At 74.3% G+C, this 25,381-nt stretch carries 20 protein-coding genes and 1 pseudogene; 10 read left to right on the forward strand and 11 right to left on the reverse strand.

All coding sequences use genetic code 11. From position 1 onward, the window contains the following. Nucleotides 1–9 precede the first annotated feature (9 nt). The 3 genes and pseudogenes from folK to folP form a co-directional block, all read right to left on the reverse strand. Nucleotides 10–537 (reverse strand): 2-amino-4-hydroxy-6-hydroxymethyldihydropteridine diphosphokinase, encoded by a 528-nt coding sequence (folK, locus tag CIK06_RS27010; RefSeq protein ID WP_095567157.1) that lies wholly within the window; start codon nt 535–537, stop codon nt 10–12. Beyond that, entirely contained in the window at nt 534–926 is a 393-nt protein-coding gene (gene folB / locus CIK06_RS27015; protein WP_095568174.1) for a dihydroneopterin aldolase, read from the reverse strand. Before folB ends, folK begins: the two co-directional genes overlap by 4 nt. An 8-nt stretch (nt 927–934) precedes the next feature. After that, nucleotides 935–1,854 (reverse strand): annotated as a pseudogene (gene folP / locus CIK06_RS27020) (dihydropteroate synthase). 359 nt (nt 1,855–2,213) lie between these two features. On the opposite strand from folP, the gene CIK06_RS27025 reads away from it, so the two are divergent. From CIK06_RS27025 to CIK06_RS27055, 7 genes are all read left to right on the forward strand, one after another. Beyond that, the gene (locus tag CIK06_RS27025; protein ID WP_095567158.1) at nt 2,214–2,528 is read left to right on the forward strand and encodes a hypothetical protein; all 315 of its coding nucleotides are present in this window, start codon (nt 2,214–2,216) and stop codon (nt 2,526–2,528) included. Nucleotides 2,529–2,541: 13 nt separating this feature from the next. Continuing rightward, on the forward strand, nt 2,542–2,904 hold the full coding sequence (locus tag CIK06_RS27030; RefSeq protein WP_095567159.1) for a hypothetical protein: 363 nt from the start codon (nt 2,542–2,544) through the stop codon (nt 2,902–2,904). 223 nt (nt 2,905–3,127) lie between these two features. Then, complete coding sequence (locus CIK06_RS27035) at nt 3,128–6,697, forward strand: ATP-binding protein (RefSeq protein ID WP_369916041.1); 3,570 nt, start codon at nt 3,128–3,130, stop codon at nt 6,695–6,697. Nucleotide 6,698: 1 nt separating this feature from the next. Beyond that, nucleotides 6,699–8,612: an MFS transporter gene (locus CIK06_RS27040; RefSeq protein WP_095567160.1), complete on the forward strand. Its 1,914-nt coding sequence runs from the start codon at nt 6,699–6,701 to the stop codon at nt 8,610–8,612. Between the two features lie 6 nt (nt 8,613–8,618). Beyond that, entirely contained in the window at nt 8,619–9,170 is a 552-nt protein-coding gene (locus tag CIK06_RS27045; RefSeq protein WP_095567161.1) for a hypothetical protein, read from the forward strand. Then, nucleotides 9,167–10,300: a M23 family metallopeptidase gene (locus tag CIK06_RS27050; protein WP_198348028.1), complete on the forward strand. Its 1,134-nt coding sequence runs from the start codon at nt 9,167–9,169 to the stop codon at nt 10,298–10,300. Before CIK06_RS27045 ends, CIK06_RS27050 begins: the two co-directional genes overlap by 4 nt. Nucleotides 10,301–10,395: 95 nt before the next feature. Continuing rightward, nucleotides 10,396–11,001, forward strand: a complete 606-nt coding sequence (locus CIK06_RS27055; protein ID WP_095567162.1) for a hypothetical protein — start codon at nt 10,396–10,398, stop codon at nt 10,999–11,001. A 1-nt stretch (nt 11,002) separates the two neighbouring features. On the opposite strand, the gene CIK06_RS27060 is transcribed toward CIK06_RS27055, so the two are convergent. Continuing rightward, nucleotides 11,003–11,443 carry a hypothetical protein gene (locus CIK06_RS27060; protein WP_232533892.1) on the reverse strand — a complete coding sequence of 147 codons (441 nt, stop codon included), beginning with the start codon at nt 11,441–11,443 and terminating at the stop codon, nt 11,003–11,005. Between the two features lie 489 nt (nt 11,444–11,932). Here CIK06_RS27060 and CIK06_RS27065 point away from each other — a divergent pair, with 489 nt between their 5' ends. Further along, nucleotides 11,933–14,890, forward strand: a complete 2,958-nt coding sequence (locus CIK06_RS27065) for an FtsK/SpoIIIE domain-containing protein (RefSeq protein ID WP_157756966.1) — start codon at nt 11,933–11,935, stop codon at nt 14,888–14,890. Beyond that, nucleotides 14,887–15,354: a hypothetical protein gene (locus CIK06_RS27070; RefSeq protein WP_095567165.1), complete on the forward strand. Its 468-nt coding sequence runs from the start codon at nt 14,887–14,889 to the stop codon at nt 15,352–15,354. Before CIK06_RS27065 ends, CIK06_RS27070 begins: the two co-directional genes overlap by 4 nt. A gap of 35 nt (nt 15,355–15,389) precedes the next feature. On the opposite strand, the gene folE is transcribed toward CIK06_RS27070, so the two are convergent. From folE to CIK06_RS27100, 6 genes are all read right to left on the reverse strand, one after another. Then, nucleotides 15,390–16,100 carry a GTP cyclohydrolase I FolE gene (gene folE / locus CIK06_RS27075; RefSeq protein WP_095567166.1) on the reverse strand — a complete coding sequence of 237 codons (711 nt, stop codon included), beginning with the start codon at nt 16,098–16,100 and terminating at the stop codon, nt 15,390–15,392. Next, the gene (ftsH, locus tag CIK06_RS27080; protein ID WP_095567167.1) at nt 16,097–18,115 is read right to left on the reverse strand and encodes an ATP-dependent zinc metalloprotease FtsH; all 2,019 of its coding nucleotides are present in this window, start codon (nt 18,113–18,115) and stop codon (nt 16,097–16,099) included. The genes folE and ftsH overlap by 4 nt, the downstream gene beginning before the upstream one ends. A 520-nt stretch (nt 18,116–18,635) precedes the next feature. Further along, nucleotides 18,636–19,211: a hypoxanthine phosphoribosyltransferase gene (hpt, locus tag CIK06_RS27085; protein ID WP_095567168.1), complete on the reverse strand. Its 576-nt coding sequence runs from the start codon at nt 19,209–19,211 to the stop codon at nt 18,636–18,638. Between the two features lie 82 nt (nt 19,212–19,293). After that, complete coding sequence (locus CIK06_RS27090; protein ID WP_095567169.1) at nt 19,294–20,937, reverse strand: gamma-glutamyltransferase family protein; 1,644 nt, start codon at nt 20,935–20,937, stop codon at nt 19,294–19,296. A gap of 57 nt (nt 20,938–20,994) precedes the next feature. After that, nucleotides 20,995–22,002, reverse strand: coding sequence for a tRNA lysidine(34) synthetase TilS (gene tilS, locus CIK06_RS27095; protein WP_095567170.1), 1,008 nt, complete (start codon nt 22,000–22,002; stop codon nt 20,995–20,997). 5 nt (nt 22,003–22,007) lie between these two features. Next, nucleotides 22,008–23,072, reverse strand: coding sequence for a zinc-dependent metalloprotease (locus CIK06_RS27100; protein WP_095568176.1), 1,065 nt, complete (start codon nt 23,070–23,072; stop codon nt 22,008–22,010). 267 nt (nt 23,073–23,339) lie between these two features. On the opposite strand from CIK06_RS27100, the gene CIK06_RS27105 reads away from it, so the two are divergent. After that, on the forward strand, nt 23,340–23,864 hold the full coding sequence (locus CIK06_RS27105; protein WP_095568177.1) for an inorganic diphosphatase: 525 nt from the start codon (nt 23,340–23,342) through the stop codon (nt 23,862–23,864). A 64-nt stretch (nt 23,865–23,928) separates the two neighbouring features. Here CIK06_RS27105 and eccD read toward each other — a convergent pair whose 3' ends face one another. Further along, nucleotides 23,929–25,335: a type VII secretion integral membrane protein EccD gene (gene eccD, locus CIK06_RS27110; protein WP_095567171.1), complete on the reverse strand. Its 1,407-nt coding sequence runs from the start codon at nt 25,333–25,335 to the stop codon at nt 23,929–23,931. Between the last annotated feature and the right edge of the window lie 46 nt (nt 25,336–25,381).

Genomic DNA, 25,381 nt, shown 5'->3' on the forward strand with positions numbered 1-25,381 from the left:
AACGCTCGCTCACCGGTCCGACTCTATCCGCATGTCCGGGTCGGGGCGCAGGTCCCGCAGCTGAGACGCCAGCGCCTCCCCGCTCAGCAGGTCGGCGATCCGGCCGTGCCCGGGCAGCCGGCCGGACGGCTCGATCTCCAGCCACGGCCGGAGCACGAAGGCCCGCAGGTGCGCCCGGGGATGCGGCAGGACCAGCTCCGGATCGTCGCTGACCACCGGTTCGCCGTCGGCGTTCCACACGCCGATGACGTCGACGTCCAGCGTGCGCGGGCCGAACCGGCGGTCCGGGTCCCGGCGCCGCCCGGCCGCGGCCTCCAGGCTCTGCGCGCGGACCAGCCAGTCCCGCGGGGCGGCCGCCGGGTCCGCGACCAGCAGCGCGAGATTGAGGTACGCCGGCTGGTCGGCGTCTCCCCACGGCGGCGTCTCGTACACCCCGGAGGTCGCCACCAGGACGTCCCGCAGCCCGTGCACCGCCCCGCGGAGGTGGCCCAGCCGGTCCCCCAGGTTGCTGCCCAGCGACAGCACGGCCCGGCTCATCGCGCCGCGACCCCGGGGTCGCCCGGGTGCGGCCGGGTACGGGTGATGGTCACCGCGACGTCGGCGAACTCGTGCGGGATCGGCGCCTGCGGCTTGTGCACGGTGACCGTGGCCACGGCCACCCGCCGGTCGTCGAGGCAGGCCGCGGCGAGCCGGTCCGCCAGCGTCTCGATCAGGTGCACCGGATCCCCGGCGACGATCGCCACCAGCCGGCCGGCCAGTTCCCCGTAGTGCACCGTGTCGGCGACGTCGTCCGAACGGGCCGCGGGCGCGAGATCCAACTCCAGGCGTACGTCGATGACGAAGTCCTGGCCGTGGTCCCGCTCGAAGTCGTACACCCCGTGCCGGCCGCGGACCCGCAGCCCGGCCAGGGTGATCGCGTCCCGGATCGGCGCCGTCACCGGGCGCCGCCGGTCTTGGCCGTGCCGGCGACGGACCCGGCGGGCGGACCCCCTGAGCCGGCGGGCGGACCCGCTGGGCCCGCGGCCGGGACCGCTGAGCCGGGTGCCGCCGCGGGGACCAGCCGGGGCCGGCCGCTGGCGCACCAGACGGCGAGGGCGTCCACGGTGCCCCGGACGTCGTGCACCCGTACCCCCAGGCGCCGGCCGCCGCGGCCAGCACGCTGGTGGCGATGGTGGCCGCCTCGCGCTCGGCGGCGGGTCGGGGCGTCCCGTCCGGTCCGGCCAGCAGCCTGCCCAGATAGGACTTCCGGCTGGCCGCGAAGAGCAGCGGGAAGCCGAGTTCGACCAGTTCGGCAAGCCGGACGGTGAGCGCCCAGTTGTCCTCGGACCCCTTCGCGAAGCCCAGGCCGGGGTCGATGACGATGCGCTCGGGCGCCACCCCCGCGGCGAGCGCCGCGTCGACCCGCTGGCCCAGTTCGGCCTTCACGTCGGCCACCACGTCGGTGTACCGAGCCAGTTCGGCCATCCGGCGGGAGTGCCCGCGCCAGTGCATGAGCACCCAGGGACACCCGGCGTCGGCCACCACCCGGGCCATGTCCGGGTCGGCCAGCCCGCCGGAGACGTCGTTCACCACCGTCACCCCGGCCGCGAGCGCCGCGGCGGCCACGCTGGCCCGGGTCGTGTCGATGCTCATCGGCACGCCGAGCGCCGCGAGTTCACGGACCACGGGCAGCACCCGGGCCAGTTCGGTGGCCGCGTCCACGCGTTCGGCACCCGGCCGGGTGGACTCGCCGCCGACGTCCACCAGCCGGGCGCCCTCGGCGTACATCCGCCGGCCGTGTTCGACGGCCACGCCGAGGTCCGTGTACCGGCCACCGTCGGAGAAGGAGTCGGGCGTGACGTTGAGCACGCCCATCACCACCGGCCGGTCCGGACGCAGCAGTTCGGTCACGGTTCGACCGTACCGACCCGGGTCCCCGCACGTCGGGGCGGGGCTATCGAACGGGTGTACGATCAACCGGACATCCGGGCCGACCGGGCCCTCCGGTCGCGCCTTGTTAGAGACAGGGGCGGGCCGTACGCTGTGCAGTTGCGAGGCATCCAGACGGCGAAGCTGAAGGGGATGGGCCAAAACAGTCACAAACGCCCAAAACTCGTCACTGCTCGTGGCGGGCGCGGGACGCGGGGTCTACCAGGGCGGGCAGATTCTCGACGTTCCACCCGGTGCGACATCCGCGTTGCGGCTTCGCCGGCCGCGCCTTGGGGAGGTATCCGATGATCGCCACGGAACTCGTGGAGATGGTGTGGAACACGGGCGGACAGGCCCTCCACACAATGACGCACACCGCCGCGGCGGCACCCGAGCCGACGGACATCAACACCAAGGGTGTTGTGGGATTCTTCGCCAGCAAGATCGCCCCGATCCTGTTGGCCGTACTGGGAGTGATCTTCATCGGCCGCGCCAGTCGCGGTGAGATTTCCAAGGTGCTGACCAGCTCCGCCATCGCGATCGTCGGGCTCGCCTTCATCGCCGGCGCGGCCACACTGTTCTTCGTCGGCGAGTACCTGATCAACCTGATCTTCCAGTAGGCGCGGGCTCGACATGCGGCTGCGCACCGACGACGACATCTACCGGGCCCGCCTGGTCTATCTCGGCCCGCCCGGTTACACCCTGCCGGTCCACCTGCCCTACGCCCAGTACGGGCTGTTCATGCTGCTCGTGCCGCTGTACATGTTCATTCACTGGCTTTTCACGCTCGAGGTGGAAATCTTTCCTGCGTGGGAGATCGCCCTCGCCATCGTCACCACCTCGTTCATCTTCCGGTACGTCGATCCGGACCGCCCGGCCCGTACGGTGATCCGGACCGCGCTCACCGACTGGCGGCGCACCCGCGAGCCGGCCACGGAACTGCGCGATCCGCGCCTGGTCGCCAGGCGCGTCCGGATCCGGGAGGAGCTGGCATGAGCCGCCCTCCGGCCCGCGCGCACCGGATCGCCCAGCCGACCACGCGATCGGGCTGCCGATCCCACCAGCACCTGCCGGTCCGTCCCGGTCGACAGGGTTGCCAGGCGAGATCCACCGGACCAACCGCGAACACCTACCCGGGCGAGGCGACGGAATGACCTCCTCCTCATCGCCGGGCTCCCACCGCCCGGCGGCACCCTCGGCCGATCCACAAGGTAACGGTGTGCGATCGACCGACTACGACGACGGCGTGTCCGCGGAGTCGCTGGACCCGGCCCTGGTGACCAGCCCCGGGCGGGGAGCGGTGGCCCGCTTCCAGCCACCGCAGCCGGTACGCCGCCGGCCCGCCTCACCGGCCGCCGGTCACGGATCACCGGAACACCCGGACATCGACTCCCCCTTCCTGGATCTGTTCGGCTCCTCCCCCGGCGGTCGCCGCCCGACGCCGGGTGCGCCCCGGCAACGCCACGCCGACCGGCCCGAACCCGGTCCCGCGACACCCGGTCCCGCGACAAACGCTTCCGCGACGCCGGGGGGCCGGAACGGATCCGCGGCCCCGACCGCGCGGCCGGGGCCAGCGCGGGACCCGGCAGACACCCCGGCCCGACCCGCACCGGCGCCACGGAACACCGACACCGCCCCGACAGCCCGGCCCGAGGAGATCCGCCGTTCGGCGGCACCAGCCCAGGCCACCCGGCGGCCGGCGCCCGGAACCGCCGACCGGACCGGTACGGCGACCGCCCGTCCGGTTTCCGGCGCCACCGGATCGGGTGCCGCCCAGGGACCCGGTACCGGTCGGACCCCCGGCACCGGCGAGGGACCCGGTACCGGGCGGGACTCCGGGAGCGGCCCCGGCACGGCGGCGGCCGGCACGGTCCCGCCGAGCCGGCCGACCGGCGCGGACCCGGACGCCCCGCGGGTGCCGGCGTACGTCAACGAGGTGCCCGGCGGCAGGCCGCGGCCGGGACCGGGGGCACGGGCCGGGACCCAGCCCGCCGCCCCGACGCAGCGGGACGACGACCGGCTCCGCGCCGCACCGGCCCGAGCCCCGGCGTCCGCCGAGGCCGCGGCGGCGCACGAGTCCGGGCAGCGGCACCGGCCACCGGCCGGCATGGCGCCCCCGGCGACCCAGCACGACGCCGGCGCGGCCCGCCCGCAGCGGCCCGCCGGCGGACGGCGCCCGCCGCGCCGGCAGCAGACCAGCCAGCCGGCGCCGGTCCGGGCGCCCAAGGTGAAGTTCGGCGACCGCGATCCCGCGGTCGAACTGGCCATCACCGAGATCGCCGGCCACCTCACCTTCACCCCCAACACCGTGACGGCCTGGTACTGGCTGCCCGAGGTCCGCTGGGCGTTCCGGCCGGACGCCGAACGGGAGGCGTTGCTGGCCGCCATCTCCGAGCAGTACGCCGGTCTGGCCGGCTTCCGGCTGCATCTGCGCCGGACCACCCGGCCGTTCCCGGCCGACGAGTGGGCCCGCACCCTCGACGCGCACACCGCCCGTCCGCTGCCCACGGTCGCCGGCGGCACCAGTTGGGCCGATCATCTGGTGGCCGCGCAGCGGCACCTGCTGTCGGTCAACCACGCCGAGGGGCAGACGTACCTCGGGGTGACCTTCGCCCGCCGGTCCATGGGCGACTCGCTGACCGAACGCCTGCTCCGGGCCTTCGGCCGCGGCGTCGCCGACTCCGAACGGCGCAAGCTCGGCCGCACCGTCGAACAGTTCGACGAGGTACTCGGCTCGTTCGGGATGCGTGGCCGCCGGGTCACCGCCGGCGAGTTGGAATGGCTGATGTACCGGTCGGTCGCGCTCTGCATGGCACCGCCGTCGGCGCTCTCCCCGGTCTCCGGGGGGCATTGGGAACGCGGCGACCTGCTGGCGCTCACCGAACAGGTCGAGCGCTACCGCACGCCGTACGGCTCCACGGTCAAGCTGGTGAACCGGATGACCGGGGAGGAGCGGCACGTCGCGGTGCTGGCCGTCGGCCGGATGGAGCCGCTGGAGATACCCGAGCGGCACGAGCCGTGGCTGCACTTCCACGAACGGCTGCCCTGGCCCATGGAGTTGTCCAGCCGGATCGACCTGCTCGGCCCGGGCGACTCCTTCCGCAACCTCGAACACCGGCTGCGGATGATCCGCTCCCAGCAGCTCGACTACGCCCAGCACGGCATGGACGCCCCGCCGGAGCTGGAGCGGCTCGCCATGCGGGCGCTGGTGATCGGCGACGAGATGACCACCGGCCTGCCCGTCGAGTCCGCCCGCGCGCACGGCTGGCACCGGATCGCCGTCGGCGGGCGCAGCCGCGAGGAGTGCCTGGAACGCGCCCGCCGGCTGATCCAGCTCTACTCCCGGGAACTTCGCGTCTCCCTGCAACACCCCAAGAACCAGGACTGGCTGGCCCGGGAATTCATTCCCGGCGAGCCGGTGGCGAACACCGGCTACGTGCGCCGGATGCCGGTGAAGCTGCTGGCCGCGGCGCTGCCGCAGGCCGCCTCCACCGTGGGTGACCGCCGGGGCGACCTGGTCGGGCGGACCGCCGGCACCTGCCGCCGGCCGGTCTTCCTCGACCTGCACTTCCCGATGGAGGTACGCGAGCGGTCCGGCCTCGCGGTCTTCGTCGCCGAACCGGGCGGCGGCAAGTCGACCCTGCTCGGCGCGTTGGGCTACCTCGCGGCCCGCCGCGGCGTCCAGGTCACCCTGCTCGACCCGTCGGGGCCGCTGGCCCGACTCTGCTCCATGCCGGAGCTGCGACCGTACTCCCGGGTCCTCGACCTCACCGGCTCCGAACAGGGCACCCTGGCGCCGTACTCGCTCATCCCGACGCCGCTGCGCAGCGAGTTCGCCGACGGGGCCGCCGGCGACCGCGAGTTCGAGATCTCGGTCTCCAACGCCCGGGCCGAGCGCCGGATGCTGGTGCAGGACATCTGCATGATGCTGGTGCCGCCACAGGTCGCCCGGGAGGCCTCCACCGCGACGCTGCTGCGCCACGCCGTACGCCAGGTGCCGGCCGAGGAGACCTCCCGGCTGGACGACGTGGTCGCCTGCCTCGCCGGGCTGGACGACCACGACGGCAAGGAACTGGCCAACCTGCTCCTGGACACCGCCGAGATGCCGCTGGCGCTGCTGTTCTTCGGCCGTCCACCCGAAGGGCTGCTCGGCGCGGACGCCGCCCTCACCGTGATCACGATGGCCGGCCTGCGCCTGCCCGACCTGAAGATCGAACGCGAGTACTGGTCGGCCGAGGAGGCGCTGGCGCTGCCGATGCTGCACACCGCACACCGGCTCGCGGTGCGGCGCTGCTACGGCGGCTCGATGTCCGCACGCAAGATGGTGGGCCTGGACGAGGCGCACTTCATGGAGGGCTGGCGCTCCGGCCGGTCCTTCCTGGTCCGGCTCGCCCGGGACTCCCGCAAGTGGAACCTGGCCGCGCTGGTCTCCTCGCAGAACCCCCGCGACATCCTCGGCCTGGACGTCCAGAACCTCGTCTCCACCGTCTTCGTGGGGCGGATCACCGAGGACGAGGAGGTCGCCTCCGAGGCGCTCCGGCTGCTGCGGGTGCCGGTGAACGACGGCTACGAGGCGACCCTGGCCTCGCTGTCCGCGGTGGACACCGCGTCGGCCGACCGGCTCGGCTTCCGCGAGTTCGTGATGCGGGACGTGGACGGGCGCATCCAGAAGGTCCGGGTGGACGTCTCCTACGTACCCGGGTTGTTGCAACACCTGGACACCACGCCGGCCGCCGCGGCACCCGCCGTGGCCGGACTGCCGGCCAGCATCTCTGACCCGGAGGCGTGACATGGCTCGGCGGGCCGTCGCGATGATTCTCGCCATCGGCGTACTCGCCCTGGGCTCGCTGGCCTGGTCGCTGCCGGGCGCCGGGCCGGCGGTCGCGGCGCCGCCCGCAGCCGGCCTGCCCGCCCGGGCGCCCGCGGACCTCTGCACCACAAAGGAGTGGCAGGCCGACTTCCAGTCCTGCGTGCAGAAGCTCACGGACACCGGCGCGAAGACGCTGGACTGCGCCGATCCGCCGGTGCCGGGCGCGCCGGACTCCGGCCTCGCCGGCTGGTTCGCCAGCCGGCCCGACTCGGCCAAGGAGGCCGGCCCGCAGGGGCTCTACAGCACCTACGGGTACGCCGGCTACAGCTACACGACGTACGACGTGGACGGCGGCTGCGCCTCCTCGCTGATCCACCCGGACTACCGGTTCACCACGACGGTGGCGAACGGGGAGTTCATGCTGGCCACCGCCGTGGTCGGCGCCTCCAACGCGCTGCGCGAGCGGGCCTGGGCGCCGAAGGAGATGTGGGGCTGGGCCGATCCGCTGGTCGAGCAGGCCACCAAGGCGGTCTACCAGAAGGTATTCAGCGTCTTCGGCGTGCTCACCCTCGCCGTGGTGGGGCTCTACCTGATCTGGCGGTCCCGGCAGTCGGACCTGAGCAACGCGATGACCACGGCCGGCTGGGCGGTGCTGGTGATGGTCGCGGTCACCGCGCTGGCCGCCTGGCCGGTGCGCTCGGCGAACCTGGCGGACGGCACCCTGGTGACCACGCTCGGCGTGGTGCACGACGCCGTGGGCCCGCGCCCGCAGGACATCCCGCCCGACCAGTGCGACGACCCGACACCGGGGGCCTGTGAGGACCACCGGCCGCCGGCCGTGCGGGCCAGCGACACCGCCACCGAGACCATGCTCTACCGCAACTGGTTGCGCGGGGTGCTGGGCTCGGCGGACAGCGAGACCGCCAAGAAGTACGGCCGGGCGCTCTACGACGCCAAGTCGCTGTCCTGGGAAGAGGCCGAGAAGCTGCGAAGCAACCCGGCCACCAGAGACGCCACCATCAGCGCCAAGCAGTTGCAGTGGATGAAGGTCGCCGCGCAGATCCAGAAGGAGGACCCGGAGGCGTACGAGTACCTCAAGGGCACCCAGGACATGGACCGGATCGGCGCGGGCTTCATCGCGCTGCTGGCCGCGGTGCTGTTCGCGATGTTCGACCTGACCGCCTCGCTCCTGGTGCTGCTCGGCTTCCTGATCTTCCGCTGGGCGGTGATCGCCGCGCCGATCCTGGGCACCATCGGCCTGCTCCGGCCGGCCAGTTCCGGGCTGCGCCGGCTGGCCAACGCCGTGGTGGCCGCGGTCTTCAACATCGCCATCTTCGGCACCGGCGCGGCGGTCTACCTGTTCGCCGTGGACCTGGTGATGAGCACACCGACGCTGCCCGGCTGGCTCCAGGTGGTGCTGGTCTGGCTCTGCGGGGTGGTCGGCTGGCTGCTGCTGCGGCCGTACCGGCGGATCACCCAGCTCGGCGGCAAGGACAGCACCGAGGTGGCCACCTCGACGGGTTCCTGGCACCGGCGGTTCTTCCGGGACATGCGCGAGGCGGCCCGGCTCGAGGTGGTGGAGCCGGGTGGGACCGCCGAGCCGCGCGGCGCCGGAAACGCCCGTCGGGTGCTGGTCGAGCAGCCGAGCCTGCGTCCGGAGGCCCGGCTGGAGGATCCGACCGGCTCCACCTCCGCCGCCGACCGGGAACAGCCGGCAGCCCCGCCCGGCCCCCCGGCGCCCCGACCCGCTCCGGCACCCCGGCGCCGGCAACCGGCCGAGTGGACCGAGCCGGACGTGCCGGATCCGGCGCCCTCGTACGCGGTATACCGGCCGGACTCGGCCGAACGGGCGCCGGCCCGGGAGACGCCGCGGATCCGCACCGAGGCGAGGTGACGCGGCATGCGTGCGGTGCAGCGGGCCATCGGCTTCCTGATCACCCGGGCGCTCCGCTCCCGGCTGGGCGCCGCCGTGGCGCTCGCCGTGGTGGTGGTCGGCATCCTCGGCGCCGCCCGGCTGGTCACCGGGCCGGACTCCCGGCCGGCGGTGGTGGGGCAACCACACCGGCCGATCACCACGGTCAACCCGACGGCCGGCGATGACGGGCTGTCCGGCGACGCCGGCCCGGCGACGCCGCGGGTCAGCCCCGGCGCGGAACGGCCGGAGGTCGTCGCCCGGGCCTTCGCCGCGGCGTGGCTGGAGCGGGACCGGTCCGCGGCGGGCTGGCAGGCGGCCCTCGCCCCGCGGAGCACGCCCGCCCTCGCCCAGCGGTTGTCCGGGGTGGACCCGGCCGGCGTGCCGGCCCAGCGCATCACCGGCGAGCCGGTGCTGACCCCGCAGACGGCCGACCTGGCCGAGGTGAGCCTCCCGGTGGACACCGGAACGCTGCGGCTGCAACTCGTCGGCGACGGTGGGGTCTGGCGGGTCGACGAGATCGACTGGGAGCGGTCGTGAGCGCCCCGGACGCCTCGCCGCCGCCCCGGCGCCGGCTGCTGCCGCTGGCGATCGCCGGCACCGTGCTCTGCGCCCTGCTCTGCTGCGTGGGCGGAGCCGGCGCGTTCATGCTGACCACGCTCGGCGGCGACGACCCCACGTTGACGCTCGCCGCCGACGCCTGCGGCCAGGGCGATCCGCTGCCGCCGGACGGCGCCATGCCCCGGATGGAGGATTACGGGCCGAGCCAGCTGCGCAACGCGGCGGTCATCATCGCGGTCGGCCGGCAGATGCAGGTACCGCCGCGCGGCTGGGTGATCGCCATCGCGACCGCGATCCAGGAGTCCCGGCTGTCGAACCTGCCCTACCTGGGCGCCGGCAACGACCACGACTCGCTCGGGCTGTTCCAGCAGCGCCCGAGCCAGGGCTGGGGAACACCGGAACAGGTACGCGACCCGGCGTACGCGGCCCGGAAGTTCTACGAGCATCTGGTCCTGATCGACGGCTGGCAGCACCTGGCGCTGACCGACGCCGCGCAGCGGGTGCAGCGCAGTGCCTTCCCGGACGCCTACGCCAAGCACGAGCCGGCCGCCACCGCCATCGTGAACCGGCTGGCCGACGGCGCGGCCCGGTCCCTCGGCACGGCGGTCACGCCGCGCTGCGCCGCCGCCGACGAGATCACCGCGTCGGGCTGGACCCTGCCGGTGCACGCCAAGGTGGGCTCGGGCTTCCGCACGGCCGACCGGCCGGCGCACAACGGGGTCGATCTGATCATCGGGCGGGGCGCCGACATCCACGCCGCGGCCAGCGGCCGGGTGCTGGTGGCCCGCTGCGACCCGGACCACCGGGGCCAGCGGAGCTGCGACGTGGACGGATACCCGGGCAAGGGCGGCTGCGGCTGGTTCGTCGACATCCTGCACGCCGGCGGCGTGATCACCCGGTACTGCCACATGGTCCGGGCGCCGTTCGTCCGGCCCGGTCAGCAGGTGCAGGCCGGCGAGGTGATCGGTAAGGTCGGCACCAGCGGCAACTCGTCGGGTCCGCACCTGCACTTCGAGGTGCACCTGAACGGCGTCCGGGCCAACTCCGGCGCGGTCAACCCGGTGCCGTTCATGCGGGACCGGGGCGTACCGCTCGGCGGTTCGGCGTGAGCGGGCGCGACGATTGAGCCAGCCGAAACAGCGCCGTGCCACCGGGGACGGCTGCGGACGCAGCGAGGAGCGGGCATGAGTCGGAACGGGTCGCCATGACCCGGGAGCCGCTGCCCGACCCCTTCGCCGGCGAGCCGGACTGGGCGCCGTCGCCACCCCGGCCCATCGTCCTGGTGCCCGCCACCGAGCGGCTCGAACTGCGTGGGCGGCGGATCCGGATCGGGCTTCCCGGCCTGGGTTGGCGGGGCGATCTGCGCGCCGATGAGCGGGTGGTGCAGGGCAGCCGGACCTATGTGCCGGCGATACCGGAGCACGACTGGTACCGGGCCGAGTCCGAGCAGACCGAGGTCTTCGCCCCGCTGGTGCCCGCCGAGCGGGTCTGGGTCGAACTGCTCGGCGACCGCGGACGGCCCGCGCCGGGGCGGACCGATGTGCTGACCCGGCTCGTCTCGCTGGACGCCCCCGCGCATCCCGGGCCGGTGCCGGTGGTGGAGGCGGACGCGGTCTCCGGCCGCCGGGTGGTGCAGGTGGTCGACGGCGCGGAACGGCGGGACCTGCGCGCGGTGACCGAGCTGCACACCAGCACCGATGGCGACATCTGCGTCCGGGTCACCACCGAGGTGGAGTGGTACCGCTGGGCCTGGAGCGGCCAGTCCCCGAAGACCCAGGAGGTGCCGGTGCACCTGCTCTGGATCGAGTAGCTCAACCAAGGCGCTCGGCCCCGCAGACCCGCCAGCCGTCTTCGCTTGTAAGGGAGAATGCCCAATCTTCGTGCCGACGGCTCCGTGGCGCCCCGTCTGCAAAGCTCGCAATCGTGATGCTGGTCTGGACTGAGGCGGTCCTGTCCTGGACTCGCTCCATCAGCGCGCCCCAGGAAGCTTGAACAGTCACTGAGAACTGCTCTTCGCGATCCTCTATCTCGGCCCTCAGCGACCTGATCGGCTCAAGGTTACTGCCCGCTGAGCACTCGTATTGCTGGGCGCGAACATCGTTGCGGTCCACTAGGTAGGCACGAAGGTAGTTGTCAACGGTCACATCTGGAGCACTTCGGTCGAGGGTGGTGGCGCGGTCGTACCAGATGAAGACGGCGCCACCGGCGACCAGCAGCAACACCAGCAGCGCCCCGGCGACCAGCCAGAGCACCCGGCGGACCGGCTGGCGCGGAGGACCGGGCCGTACGCTCTGGTGTGGAGCCGGCGGCGCGACGGCAGCGGGGTCGGACGGCGGTGCGGCCGGAGGCTGCGCCACCGGCGCGTCGCGCTCGTCGACCTCCGGCGGCGCCCCCTCGGGACCCCGCTGGGCCGGTACGCGGGAGGTCCGGGAACCGGCGGGCGGCGGCACTGATTCCACCCATTGAGGCTATCGGCCCCGCGGCGGCGGCCCAATAGCCGCAGATCTCGGTTCCATCACCTCTGGTGAACGACCGCTCACCGGAGGCGACCGGGCCGGCGCCGAGGGCACCGCCAGCGGACCGTACCAGCAGGCCAGCGGCCGTGCGGCCGATCGCGCCGGAGCCGTCGGAAGACCCGCCGCGCGGTCGCCACCGCGCATCCCGGAAACTGGGCCAGACCTGGGTTACCTTTCCTTGAACCAGATCCGTCCAGCCGGCCCGTTGAGGAAAAGGCGGATTCGTTGACAGTCTCCAGGGCGCGTACCACCAGGGCGGCCGCACTGCACCGCCAGGCCGCCGCGTCGGCGGCGGTGGTCGCCGCCGCGGTGGACGAGATCGGCCCGGCTGTCGCCGACGGGAGCGACCAGCGCGCCCTGGCCGACATCCTCGCCGGCGCCGCAGGCGTACTGGCCCCGGGCTGGCTGGGCGCGGATCTCGGCGACGGGCTGGCCGAGCCCGAGGCCGGGGACGACCTGGTTCCCCGGTACGTGCGCATCGGCGTGGCCGAGCCGTCGGGCGGGGCGCACTTCCCGGTGATCGTGCCGCTGCTCGGCACCGGCCACCTGGCGCTGGACGCGGACGCCCGCGATCCTCGGGTGGCGGCCGTGCTGCGTTGCCTGCTGCTGCGGGTGCTGGCCGCCGCGCCCGCCGGTTCGGTCCTGGTCCGCGGCGTGACCGCCGCCGACTCGGCGGAGGCCTTCACCCCGTTCCTGCCACTCGCCGAAGTGGGGCTGTTCCCGCCGCCGGCCACCGATCGGCTGGGGTTGCTCGCCGTACTGGCCGAGGCCGAGCGGTGGGTCCGGCCGGCGACATCGGCCGCCGGGCGCGGGCGGCGGCGGGATCGCAGCCTGCTGGTGGTGGTGGCCGCGCTTCCCGATCCGGTCGAGCCGGCCGACCTGGCCCGGCTGGCGGCGCTGGCCGGACCCGGGGCCGCCGCGGGGCTGCATCTGATCGTGGCCGGTTGGCCGGCCGCCGCGCCGCGCCCGCCCGACGCCGATCCGGAGCCGGCGCCCCGACCGGAGCCGATGTCCCGACCGGGGCCGGCTTCCCGATCCGCCGCGGATCAGGTGCCCGCCACCCGGGCGCCGCAGGCGGCGGCGTGGCCGGGCACCCCACCCACGGTGCCCACGGCCGTTTCCCGGGTCGGCGCGTCCACCGGCGCGCCGGTGACCCGCCCGGCCGTGGCCGTGGCGGCCGGCAGGCCGGGATCCACCGCACCCACGACCCGGGCGGAATCCTCCGGGCGCACCGGCGCCGGGACGGCGGCACACGAGCCCGGCGGGCCCGTGGCACACGAACCCGCTGGGACGGCAGCACACGAGCCCGGCGGGCCGGCGGTGGAGGGTCCGGGTCGGAGCCGGCCGCCGGCGGCGGCATCGGGGCACCGCGAGCCGCCCCCGCTGGCTGCGGCCACCACGATCCTGGTACGCGAGGCCCACGCGCTCGTCGGTGATCCGCCCGGCGGCTCCTTCGGTGCCCGGGGACCGCGGCCGGTCGCCACCGGGCTGGCCAGCCCGGTGCGGCTGGACGGCGATCCGCCGCCGGAGTTGGTCGCCCGGGTCTGCGCCGACCTGGCCGAACGGTCCGCGCTGGGTTGCCGCCCCCGGTTGGCCGATCTGCTGCCGGAGAGCCGCGAGTACTGGGCGCAGGACGCCGCCGAGGGGCTGACCACGGTGGTGGGGCACGACGGGGACACCCCGGTGACCCTCCGGTTCGCCGAGTTGACGCCGCACTGGCTGCTGGCCGGCCGACCGGGCGCCGGCACCAGCGCCTTCCTGGCCAACGTGCTGTACGGGTTGGGCGCGCGCTACCGGCCGGAGTCGCTTGTCGTCCACCTGCTGTCGGTACGCCCCGATCCGGTGTTCGGGGAGTTCCTGCCCTCGCAGCGGAACCCGTCCTGGCTGCCGCACGTGCGGACGGCCGGGGTGGCCGCGGACCGCGAGTACGCGATGACGCTGTTGCGGGAGTTGGATGCCGAGCTGGACCGGCGGGCGGCCCGGTTCGAGGGCGCCGGGGTGGGCCGGCTGACCGAGTTGCCCGGACCCGACCGGCCGCCCCGGGTGCTCTGCGTGCTGGACGGGGCGCCGCTGCTGCTCGCCGGGTCGGACCGGCTGAGCCGGGAGTCGTTGCGGCTGCTGGAGTCGGTGGCGCGCCGCGGCCGCTCGTACGGGGTGCATCTGGCGCTGGTGGGCCGGCCGACGGAGCTGCCCGGCGGCGCGTACCCGGATCAGTTGTTGGCGCAGTGCCCGGTCCGGGTCGCCCTGCCGGGCGGCGGGGACGTGTTGGAGCCGACCAACGACGCGGCGGCCGGGCTGCCGCTGGGGGCCGCCGTGGTGAACACGGCCGGCGGGCTCGGCGGGCCGCGGGGTGCCACCCGCGGACACGAGCGGGTGGTCCGTTTCCCGGATCCGGCCATCGACGCCGCGGACCGGGACGAGTTGCGAAACCGGCTCTGGTTGGCCCGTCCGGATCCGGACGGGCCGCGGGTGTTCGACGGGGCCGCTCCGGCCCGGCTGGCGGACGACCCGACCTATCGGGCGGTGTTGACGGCGGGGTCCGGACCGCCGCTGGCGCTGCTCGGCCGGGCGGTGGATGCCCGCACGGTGACCGCCTCCTTCGCGTTGGACGATGCCCCGGGCCGGCATCTGGCCGTCGTCGGCCGCTCGCCGGTGGGCGCCACGGTGCTGGCGGAGGCGGCGCGCAGCGTGGCGGCCGCGCATCCGCCGGGTGGTACCCGGTTCGCCGTGGCGACGCTTGTCGCCGAGGCGGAGGCGGCGGCGGAGACGCTGGTGCGGGAGTTGCGCCGCCGGCACGAGGTGAACGTGGTGGACGTGGCGCAGCTGGCCAAGGAGTTGGACGACGACCGTCCGGGCTATCTGGTGGTGTTCGGCATGGACGCCGCGGGGCCGGCCGAGTTGCCGCCCGAGTCGGCCCGGGCCGGGCTGCGCGGGGCGCCGGGCCGGGGCGTACACCTGTTGTCCTGGTGGCGCCGCACCCGGCGGCTGGTGGAGCTGGCCGGGGACGGTTCGCTCACCGAGTACGTCGCCGGGTTGCTGCTGCTTGATCTGCCGCCCATCGAGGCCGAGTACCTGCTGGGCCGGGAGGCCGACTGGAAGCCCGCTCCGGGGCGGGCGACGCTCGCCGACCGGGCCACCGGGGAGGTACGGCTGATCGTTCCGTTCGGTGGTGGGGTGCGGTGACCGACGAGGATGCCTGGCAGCGCTATGTGGCGGCGGTGCAGCGCCTCGACGCGGTGGTGCGCGGGAGCGCCGCGACGGCCGAGCGACAGGCCACCGCGCAGAGCGCGGTCCGGACCCAACTGACCGGGGTGCGTGAGCGGTTGGCGGAGCAGCGGATCCGGCTGCGCGAGCTGGGCGTACCGGAGGTGGATCTGGTGCCGTCCCCGCCGGAGGTCGCGGTCGCCGCCGCGTCCGCCGGGCGGGAGCCGGACGGGTGGTCCGCGACGCTGCGCCGGGCCGGCGCGAGTGCGGATGCCGCGGACGCCCAGTTGTCCGGGCCGGGATGGGGTGGGCGGCGCCTGATCAGCCGGTGGGCGCGGTTGCGGGACCGGGCCGGGATGCTGGGGCTGCTGCTGGCGGCGCTGATCGTCGTGGGCGCCGTCGTGGGCGCCGTTCTGGGACTGCTGGCGCTCGTGGCGGGCTGAGCCCGAGGCCGGCCGGGTCGGGCGGTCAAGCCTGGTCAGGCGTGCCGGATGAGGCTGAGCGCCTCGGCCCGCGACTTCGCGTCGCCCTGCAGGATGCCGCGCAGCGCCGAGGTGACGGTCTGGGCGCCGGACTTCTGGATGCCGCGCATGGCCATGCACATGTGCTCGCATTCGAGCACCACCACCACGCCGCGCGGGGCGAGCTTCTGCATCAGCAGGTCGGCGATCTGCGAGGTGAGTCGTTCCTGCACCTGGGGGCGGCGGGCGAGCACCTCGACCAGCCGGGCCAGCTTGGACAGCCCGGTGATCCGGCCGTCCGGTCCGGGGATGTAGCCGATGTGCGCGGCGCCGCGGAACGGCAGCAGGTGGTGTTCGCAGAGGCTCATCACGTCGATGTCCCGGACCACCACGAGTTCTTCGTGGTTCGCCTCGAAGGTGGTGCTGAGTACCTGGGCGGGGTCGACCCGGAGCCCGGCGAACAGCTCGGCGTAGGCCCGGGCGACCCGGGCCGGTGTCTGGCGGAGCCCGTCGCGGTCCGGGTCCTCGCCGATGGCCTCCAGGATCTCCCGGACGGCCTTCTCGATCCGGGCGAGGTCGACGACGCGTTCGACCGGCTGGCCGGTGAGCCGCCCGTTGATCAGGCGGGCCGCGAGGAAGTCGAGCGAGTCGTCGCCGTCCGGTTCCGTGGAGGAACCGGACGGCGACGTCGTCTCGTTGGCCGCGGCTGGGTCGGCCGCGGCGCTCAGCGTGAGCCGTCCGGGTTCTGCGGCGCGCCTCCGCCACCGACCGTCGCCTCGGCGCCGTCGGCCTGCGCCTGCGCCTTCAGCTTCTCCCGCTCGCTCGGGGTGAGTACGGGCGGCTCGGTGGAGGGCTGACGCTTGCCGAAGCCGTTGTACGGCGCCATGGGCGGCCGCTTGACCACCCGGGCACAGATCCGGGCCATGTCGGCGGTGGAGAGGGTTTCCTTCTCCATCAGCTCCAGCACGATGTTGTCCAGGACGTCCCGGTACTCCACCAGGATCTCCCAGGCCTCGTCGTGGGCCAGTTCGATGAGTGCCCGCATCTCGCCGTCGATCTCGGCGGCCACGGCGTCCGAGTAGTCCCGCTCGTGGCCCATGTTGCGACCGAGGAACGGCTCGTCGCCGGTGGTGCCGTACTTGATCGCACCCAGCTTCGAACTCATCCCGTACTGGGTGATCATGGCCCGGGCGAGCTGGGTGGCCTTCTCGATGTCGTTGCCGGCACCGGTGGTCGGCTCGTGGAAGACGAGTTCCTCCGCGGCCCGGCCGCCCAGCGCGTACGCCAGGGTGTCGATCATCTCGGCCCGGGTCTGCGTGTACTTGTCCTCGGTCGGCAGCGTGAGCGTGTGGCCCAGCGACCGGCCGCGGGACAGGATCGTCACCTTGTGCACCGGCGCCGAGTGCGGCAGCGCCCAGGCGACCAGCGCGTGTCCACCCTCGTGGTACGCGGTGATCTTCTTCTCGTGGTCGCTCATCACCCGGGTCCGGCGCTGCGGTCCGGCGATGACCCGGTCGATGGATTCCTCAAGCGCCTCGTTGGAGATCGCCCGCTTCTCGACCCGGGCGGTCAGCAGCGCGGCCTCGTTGATCACGTTCGCCAGGTCGGCACCGCTGAATCCGGGGGTACGCCGGGCCACCGCGTCGAGGTCCACGTCCGGGGTGAACGGCTTGCCCTTGGCGTGCACCCGCAGGATCGCCTTGCGTCCCTCCATGTCCGGCGCGTCGACCGGGATCTGCCGGTCGAACCGGCCGGGGCGCAGCAGTGCCGGGTCCAGGATGTCGGGCCGGTTGGTGGCCGCGATGAGGATGACCCCGCCCTTGGTGTCGAAGCCGTCCATCTCGACGAGCAGCTGGTTGAGGGTCTGCTCGCGCTCGTCGTGCCCGCCGCCCATGCCGGCACCGCGGTGCCGGCCGACCGCGTCGATCTCGTCGACGAAGACGATGGCCGGCGCGTTCGACTTGGCCTGCTCGAACAGGTCGCGGACCCGGCTGGCGCCGACACCCACGAACATCTCCACGAAGTCGGAGCCGGAGATCGAGTAGAACGGCACCCCGGCCTCGCCGGCGACGGCGCGGGCCAGCAGGGTCTTACCGGTGCCGGGCGGGCCGAACAGCAGGACACCCTTGGGGATCTTGGCGCCGAGGGCCTGGTACTTCGCCGGGTTCTGCAGGAAGTCCTTGATCTCGTGCAGTTCCTCGACGGCCTCGTCCGCACCGGCCACGTCGGCGAAGGTGGTCTTCGGCGTGTCCTTGGTGATCATCTTCGCCTTGGACTTGCCGAAGTTGAGCACCCGGGATCCGCCGCCCTGCATCTGCGACATGAAGAACAGCAGCAGGATCACCAGGATGGCGATCGGCAGCAGGTTGACCAGCAGGCTGAGGAAGACGTTGTCCCCGGACACCTCGGTGTCCACCGGACCGGTGATCCGGTTGTTGGCCTTGGCGTCCTGGATCTCGTTCCAGATCTCGTTGCCGACCTCGTACGGGAACTGCGTCTGGATCTTGTCGGTCTCGGTGCCGTCGAACTTGGTCGGCTGGGCCAGGTCGATCTTGAGGGTCTGTTCCTTGTCCTGGAACACGACCTTGTCGACCTTGGCGGTGTTCAGCTGGTCGAGCGCGACCGACGTGTCGACCTTGTGGTAGCTCGGACCACCGGTGAACAACTGGGTGAGCGCGACCGCACCGATGATCACCAGGATGATCCAGACCACCGGCCGGCGGAAGAAACGCGTGCGTTCCATACTGTTGTCGAGCGCCGCAGCGCCCGGATCCTCCTGATCGACGTCCTGACCGTCTGGTTGGGTTGTCGCCGCCGGAGCGACGGCCGAGGCCGTCCCGCGGGCCGGCCCCGACACCCGGCGCGGACGGCCGCGCCGCGGTCATTCGACGGTACACCCTGTGGATGCGGAGCAGGCCCGCGAGCCCACCCCGAACACGTCCAGCTGGCCCCGTCGAGCCGGCGTGACGACGGACTGGCGTCCCGCGCCCCGCCCCGGCCGGTCAACCGGGACGAACCGCCCGAACCCCAACAGCATCCGCGCCACCACTGCATACCGTAACGGGGAATCCTGAAAGTGCGCTGTACGCGGGGTGGTAACCATCCATCAGGTGCCCCCGGGATCCCGCTTTCGGCGCTCCCGGGGGGACCATCCGGCGCCGGCGCCACCCGGAAGCCGCCGCCGGAACCCCCGCCACCGGAAACCCGCCGCCCGGAAACCCGCCACCGGAAACCCGGGCAACCGCCGGAAAACCGGCGGCCGCTCAGGAGCGGGCGTACACCTCGGGCTTGAGCACCCCGACGTAGGGCACCTCGCGGTAGCGTTCGGCGAAGTCCAGGCCGTAGCCGACGACGAACTCGGTGGGGATGTCGAAGCCCACGTACTTGACCGGCACCGGCACCTTCACCGCCTCCGGCTTGCGGAGCAGCGTGACCACCTCGACGCTGGCGGCCGAGCGCGACGCGAGGTAGCGCAGCAGCCAGGACAGGGTCAGACCGGAGTCGACGATGTCCTCCACCACGACCACGTGCCGGCCCGCGATGTCCCGGTCCAGATCCTTGAGGATGCGCACCACCCCGGAGGAGGTGGTGCCCTGCCCGTACGAGGAGATGGCCATGAAGTCCAACTCCGCCGGCGGGCCGTGCCGGCCGAGGGCCCGGGCGAAGTCGGCCATGAACATGGCCGCCCCCTTGAGCACACATACCAGCAGCAGGCCGTCCCGCACCTCGGCGTAGTCGGCGGAGACCTGCTTGGCCAGCTCCGCGGTCTTGTCGCGGATCTGGGTCTCGGAGATGATCACGTGGTCGATGTCGGCGTCGTACCAGGAGCCGTCAGCCATGGGCATAGCCTGCCGTACGCGGATGACGTCCGGTCGCCGGGGCCGTGTCTTTTGCTCCCAACCGGAAACCGGATCCCGCCGTTCAGTAACCCACCGCGCTGCCGTCGGTACGCGGCTCGGAGCCGGCGACGTAACCGCCCGGACCCCGCCAGACCGCCTGGCCGTGCCCGAACACGGACGGATCGGGCGGCACGCTCACCTCGTGGCCACGCCCGCGCAGCCCCGCCACCAGGTCCGCGCCGCCCGGCGCGGCGAGCAGGGCCGGTTCGACCCGCACGGCCCGGCCGGTGTGCCAGTACCAGCGGGGCAGGCCGAGCGCGGCCTGCGGGTCGAGCCCGCGATCCACTGTGGCGGAGACCACCTGCAGGTGTCCCTGCGGCTGCATGTGCGCGCCCATCACCCCGAACGGGCCGACCGGTTCCCCGCCCCGGGTCAGGAAGCCCGGAATGATCGTGTGGAACGGCCGCTTGGCCGGGCCCACCACGTCCGGGTGCGCCGGGTCGAGCCGGAACGCCGCGCCCCGGTCCTGCAGGCCGAAGCCGTACCCGGGCAGCACCACGTGCGAGCCGAAGCTGAGGTAGGTCGACTGGATCAGGCTGACCATCATCCCCGCACCGTCGGCGGCGCACAGGTACACGGTGCCGCCCCGGGCCGGCTCGCCCGGGACCGGCAGGCCGGCCCGGTCGCCGATCCGCGCCCGGCGGCCGGCCACGTACGCCGGGTCCAGCAGGTCGGCCGGGGAAACCCGCATCAGGTCCGGGTCCGTCACGTACGCGTGCGCGTCCGCGAAGCCGAGCTTCACCGCCTCGATCTGCCAGTGCAGCCACTCCTCCGGCGCCAGGTCGGCCGGATCCACCCCGTCGAGGATGGCCAGGGCGAGCAGCGCGGCGACCCCCTGGCCGTTGGGCGGCAGCTCCCACACCTCGTGGTCGCGGTAGCCGACCCGGATCGGTTCCACCCAGGCCGACCGGTGCGCGGCCAGGTCGTCCCCGGTCAGCAGGCCACCGGTACGGGCGGAGTACGCGTCCAGCGCGGCGGCGATCCGCCCGCGGTAGAAGTCGTCGGCGCCGCTGGCGGCGATCCGGCGCAGCGCCTGCGCGGCGCCGGGGTTGCGCCAGCGCTCCCCGGCCCGGGGCGCCCGGACGCCGTCGACGGTGAACACCCGGGACCACTCGGCGAACTCGGGTCCGGTCAGCCCCGCGTGCGTGGCCACCGCCCGATTCCAGACCCGGGAGACCTGCGGCGAGACCGGATAGCCGTGCTCGGCGTACCCGATGGCGTCGGCGAACAGCTCGGCGAAGGGCAGCCGGCCGAAGCGTTCGTGCAGGTCGTGCCAGCCGGCGGGGGCGCCCGGCACGGTGACCGGCAGCCAGCCGTGCGCCGGCATGGCCGGGCCGCCGGCCTGGGCGCCGCCGAACGCCTCGACCGGGTCGGCGCCCTGCCCGCCGGTGGCGGCCAGCACGGCCGCCCGGTCCAGCGCCGCCGGCGAGCGCCCGGAGCCGTTCAGGCCGTGCAGCCGGCCGCCGTCCCAGACCAGGGCGAACAGGTCGCCGCCGATGTCGTTGGAGCCGGGCTGCACCACGGTGAGCGTGATCGCGGCCGCGAGGGCCGCGTCCACCGCGGAGCCGCCGTTGCGCAGCGCCGCGAGTCCGGCGGCGGCGGCGAGGGGCTGACTGGTGGCGACCACCCCGTTCGGGGCGTACAGCGGCGGGCGGGGATGTGACACCCGCCATGTCTAGCGGATCCGCCGGGCCACGGCCAGCGGGAGATGCGGTTGTTCGGGTCAGGCCGGGAGCGGCACGGGCAGCAGCCGGCCGTCCCGCCGGCCGATCCGGATGCCGCCGGGCAGGTGCGTCGGACCCTGCCCGCGCCAGGCCGTCACCAGCGCCTCCAGCGCCCGTACGTGCCGGTACGACAGCGCGGCGGGCGCCGCGCCCAGCTCCCGGCACCAGGCGTGCAGCACCCGGCCGCGGATCGCCGGCGGCAGCTGCGCCAGGCCGGCCACGAGCAGGCCCGGCGGCTCCTCCCCGCAGGGCGTGCGGGCGGCCGCCAGCGCCCGGTGGGCGAGTTCGTCCAGCGCCGCCGTGTCGGCGGCCAACAGCTGCGCGGTACGCGCCAGATTGTCCCGTACGCCGGGACCCAGCGCGGCGGTCAGCGCCGGCAGCGCCGTGGCGCGCACCCGGGCCCGGGCGTACGACGGGTCGGTGTTGTGCGGGTCTTCCCACGGGCAGAGCCCGAGCGCGCCGCAGGCCGCCCTGGTCTGCTCCCGGGTGACCGCCAGCAGCGGACGGACCAGGCGTACCCCGTGCACGTGCCGGACCGGCGGCATGCCGGCCAGCCCGCGCGGCCCGGCGCCCCGGGCCAGCGCGAGCAGCACCGTCTCGGCCTGGTCGTCGCGGGTGTGCCCGAGCAGTACGGCGACCGCGCCGTGCCGGCGGGCGGCCTCGGCGAGCACCTCGTACCGGGCGGACCGGGCCGCCGCCTCCGGCCCGCCGGGCCGGCCGGCCACCCGGGTCGGCACCGCCTCGGCCGGGGCCAGGCCGGCTTCGTCGGCCCACTTCGCGACCGCGGCGGCCCGATCGGCCGAGCCGGCCTGCAGGCCGTGGTCCACGCTCACCAGCCCGGCCGGCCGGCCCAGCCGCGGCGCCACGAAGGCGGTCGCGGCGGCCAGCGCCAGCGAGTCGGCGCCGCCCGAGCAGGCCACCAGCACCGGCCCCGGCTCCGGCAACGCCACCAGCGCGGCCCGGACCGCGCCGCGGACCGCGGCCACCGGCGGGGCGAGCGCGGCCATCCCGGTCAGCCGTCGGCCAGCAGCGGCCCGCCGTGCACCCGGGCCACCCAGGCATCCGGATCGGCCAGCTCGTCGAGCTTGGGCATGGTCAGCGGGGAGCTGAACACCTTGTTGAAGCCGGTCATCCCGACCCGCTCCACCACGCCGTGCACGAACTTGCGACCCTCGGCGTACTGGCGCATCTTGACGTCGATCCCGAGCAGCTTGCGGATGGTCTTCTCCAGCGGGTTACCGGACTCCCGGCGCCGGTTGAAGGCCGCCCGGATCCGGTCCACGCTCGGGATCACCTGCGGGCCGACGCCGTCCATCACGAACTCGGCGTGCCCCTCCAGCAGGGTCATCATCGCGGTGAGCCGGTCCAGCACGGCCCGCTGGCCGGGGGTCTGCACGATGTCCAGCACGCTGGCCCGGCTGTCCGGGTCACGGACCGAGTCGGCCAGCGTGGCCACCCCGCGGCGCAGCCGGTCCAGGGTGTTCTCGCCGCCGGCCTGGGCGGCGTCGACGAACGCCTGCACCTCGCCGAGGAAGTGGCCCCGCATCCACGGCACGGCGGTGAACTGGGTCCGGTGGGTCACCTCGTGCAGGCAGACCCAGAGCCGGAAGTCCCGGGGGTCGGCGCCGAGCTTGCGTTCCACCTCGACGATGTTCGGCGCCACCAGCAGCAGTTGGCCCGGCTCGGTGGAGAACACCTCGTACTGGCCGAGGACCCGGCCGGACAGGTACGCCAGCACCGTGCCCGCCTGCACCCCGGTCAGCCGGGAGCCGATCGCCTCGGTCACCGCGCCGGGCTGCTTGTCGCCGGCGAGCCGGGACACCAGCGGCGTGATGACCTCGCGCAGTCCGGCGATGTTCGTCGCCGCCCAGTCCCGGCGGTCCACCACCCGCACCGGTGGATGCGCCACCTGGGCGCGCAGCCCGGTGTACTCCAGCACGTGCCCGGCCGCCTCGTCGGTCAGCCGCCGCAGGTCGGCCACGACGGCGGTGGCCTCCTCGTAAGACACCTTCGGCCCCGACTTACCAAGGGCACCGGCGGTGGCGGCGGCCAGGTCCCAGTCCACGAACTGCGCCATGCCCACCACCGTACCCGGACCGCGACACCTCACCGGGCGACGCGGAGCGGGAACCCACGGTCACCGGCGACCGCGACCGGCGGGGGTGGCCCGTCGGTGTGAGTCTTCCCTCCCCACCGGCCCTCCTCCCGCCCTCCGGGTGCGCTTGGGTGACACTACTTACGTCCGAACCAGCGACGGGTGTCCGAAGAAGTCCGGACCGTTTCCGGCAACCGCCGGCCGCCGCGGCGGTCCGTGAGCCAGCGTGGGCAGATGAGGGAGCGTGAGATGGATTTCGACGTGACGGTTGAGATCCCCAAAGGTCACCGCAACAAGTACGAGGTGGACCACGAGACCGGCCGGATCCGGCTGGACCGCACGCTCTTCACTTCGACCCAGTACCCGGCCGACTACGGCTTCATCGAGGGCACCCTCGGTGAGGACGGTGATCCGCTGGACGCGCTGGTGCTGGTGCCCGAACCCACCTTTCCAGGGTGCCTGATCCAGTGCCGGGCCATCGGCATGTTCCGGATGACCGACGAAAAGGGCGGGGACGACAAGGTCCTCTGCGTCCCGTTCGAGGATCCGCGGCAGGAGCACCTGCGCGACATCCACCACCTGGGCGAGTTCGACCGGCTGGAGATCCAGCACTTCTTCGAGGTCTACAAGGACCTCGAACCAGGCAAATCGGTCGAGGGCGCGACCTGGGTCGGCCGGGTCGAGGCCGAGGCCGAGATCAGCAGGTCGTACCGGCGCGCCGAGGCCGCCGAGGCGGCGCGGCGCACGGCCGGCGGCAGCGACGGGGCGCACTAGCCAGACCGCGTTTCACAACGCGCAGGTCGAGGACGAGCCGCCGAAGGGCCGGGTCCACGCCCGGTCAGCCGACCAGGCCGCGGGCCCGGCCGTACAGTCCGAGCACCGCGCAGGCGACCGGGACCACCGAGACCACCAGCAGGGTGTCGGCCAGGTCCGCAGCCCGGTCCAGGTACGGCGTCGGCGGCCGGCGCGGGTACGCGACGCCCCCCACCACCAGCAGCAACGCCGCCGACGCGCCGGCCGCCAGCAGCACGGACCGGCCCGCGTCGGCGGTCGAGGCCGCCACCGCGACACCGAGCGCGACGAGGCCGGCCAGCCCGGTCACCAGCAGCGGCAGCCGGTGGCGCCGGCTGGCGAAGATCCGGCACCGCAGCAGCAGCACGGCGGACCCGATCGCGGCCAGCAACCGGCCGGCCGGCCCGCCGGCCAGCACCAGCAGCACGACGGCGGCCACCGCCACCAGGCCGTGACCCAGCAGCATGCCGCTGAGCAGTTCCTCGGTCCGCGCCACGGCGGCCAGCACCCGGTCCCGCCGGGGCAGGTCGCGGACGCCGCCGGGAGGATCGGCGGCCGTCGGTTCCGCGGGCAGCACGATCGGCGGCAGCGGCAACCGGCCGAGCCGGATCGCCAGCAGCGGTGCCACGCCGACCCCGCAGACCAGCGCGGACAGCAGCAGCGCGGCCGATCCGGCGGCGGGCAGGGCGAACCCGGCCAGCGCGCCGGCCATGCCGAGCAGCCCGACGGTGGCACCGGCCGCGAAGATCCGGGTCCCGGCGGCGACGCCCACCCCGGCCAGCACGGCCGCCAACAGCAGCGTCGCGGCGCCGGCGAGGAGTTCGGGCGCGCCCAGCCAGGCCACCGGGACCACCGGTCCGGCACGGTCACCGCTTGCCACCAGCAGCGCGCCGCCGGCGAAGGCGTACGGCAGCGCGTACCCGCCCAGGGTCACGCCCGCGGCGCCGGCGCCGTAGCCCCGGGCGGCGGCGACCGCGGCCAGCAGCAGCCCACCGGCCGCGGCGAGCGCCGCCGGAGCGCCGGCGGCCCAGCCGGGGCCGCCGTCGAGGACCGCCAGCAGGCCGACCGTGGCCGGCGCGGCGGCGGCCACCAGGCCGGCGGTACGGCTGGCCGCGGCGTCCCAGGCGGCACCGCGCAGCCGGACGCCGTCGGCGATCGCCTCCACCACGTCGTCGTATTCGGGCTCGGGCCAGCCGGTGCGGGCCGGCAGCAGGTGCAGTACGTCGCCGTCGTGCACCCCCTGCGGCGACAGCGGCCGGCCGGTCTCCAGCGCGGCGCCGTCGGCGCGGCGCAGCACCCAGCCGCCGTGCCGCTCACCCGCGTCGGCCAGCCCCACGCCGGCGTACCGGAGCAGTTCCGGCAGCAGTTCGGCCACGGGCACCTGATCCGGCAGCGCGACGTCCAACCGGCGCCGCGGAGCGCTGACGGTGACCCGGGCCAGCCCCATGCTCATCGGCGTTCCTCCATCCGATGACTGCGCGAACGCCCGCACTTTACCT

Source organism: Plantactinospora sp. KBS50 (genome assembly GCF_002285795.1).
In the GTDB taxonomy this organism is placed as follows: domain Bacteria; phylum Actinomycetota; class Actinomycetes; order Mycobacteriales; family Micromonosporaceae; genus KBS50.

Bases quoted from the DNA above. Each gene is read 5' to 3' on its own strand.
- ftsH (WP_095567167.1), bottom strand. From the start codon at position 18,115: ATGGAACGCACGCGTTTCTTCCGCCGGCCGGTGGTCTGGATCATCCTG.
- CIK06_RS27105 (WP_095568177.1), top strand. From the start codon at position 23,340: ATGGATTTCGACGTGACGGTTGAGATCCCCAAAGGTCACCGCAACAAG.
- eccD (WP_095567171.1), bottom strand. From the start codon at position 25,335: ATGAGCATGGGGCTGGCCCGGGTCACCGTCAGCGCTCCGCGGCGCCGG.
- folK (WP_095567157.1), bottom strand. From the start codon at position 537: ATGAGCCGGGCCGTGCTGTCGCTGGGCAGCAACCTGGGGGACCGGCTG.
- CIK06_RS27045 (WP_095567161.1), top strand. From the start codon at position 8,619: ATGCGTGCGGTGCAGCGGGCCATCGGCTTCCTGATCACCCGGGCGCTC.
- CIK06_RS27055 (WP_095567162.1), top strand. From the start codon at position 10,396: ATGACCCGGGAGCCGCTGCCCGACCCCTTCGCCGGCGAGCCGGACTGG.
- CIK06_RS27100 (WP_095568176.1), bottom strand. From the start codon at position 23,072: ATGGCGCAGTTCGTGGACTGGGACCTGGCCGCCGCCACCGCCGGTGCC.
- CIK06_RS27030 (WP_095567159.1), top strand. From the start codon at position 2,542: ATGCGGCTGCGCACCGACGACGACATCTACCGGGCCCGCCTGGTCTAT.
- CIK06_RS27040 (WP_095567160.1), top strand. From the start codon at position 6,699: ATGGCTCGGCGGGCCGTCGCGATGATTCTCGCCATCGGCGTACTCGCC.
- hpt (WP_095567168.1), bottom strand. From the start codon at position 19,211: ATGGCTGACGGCTCCTGGTACGACGCCGACATCGACCACGTGATCATC.
- tilS (WP_095567170.1), bottom strand. From the start codon at position 22,002: ATGGCCGCGCTCGCCCCGCCGGTGGCCGCGGTCCGCGGCGCGGTCCGG.
- CIK06_RS27025 (WP_095567158.1), top strand. From the start codon at position 2,214: ATGATCGCCACGGAACTCGTGGAGATGGTGTGGAACACGGGCGGACAG.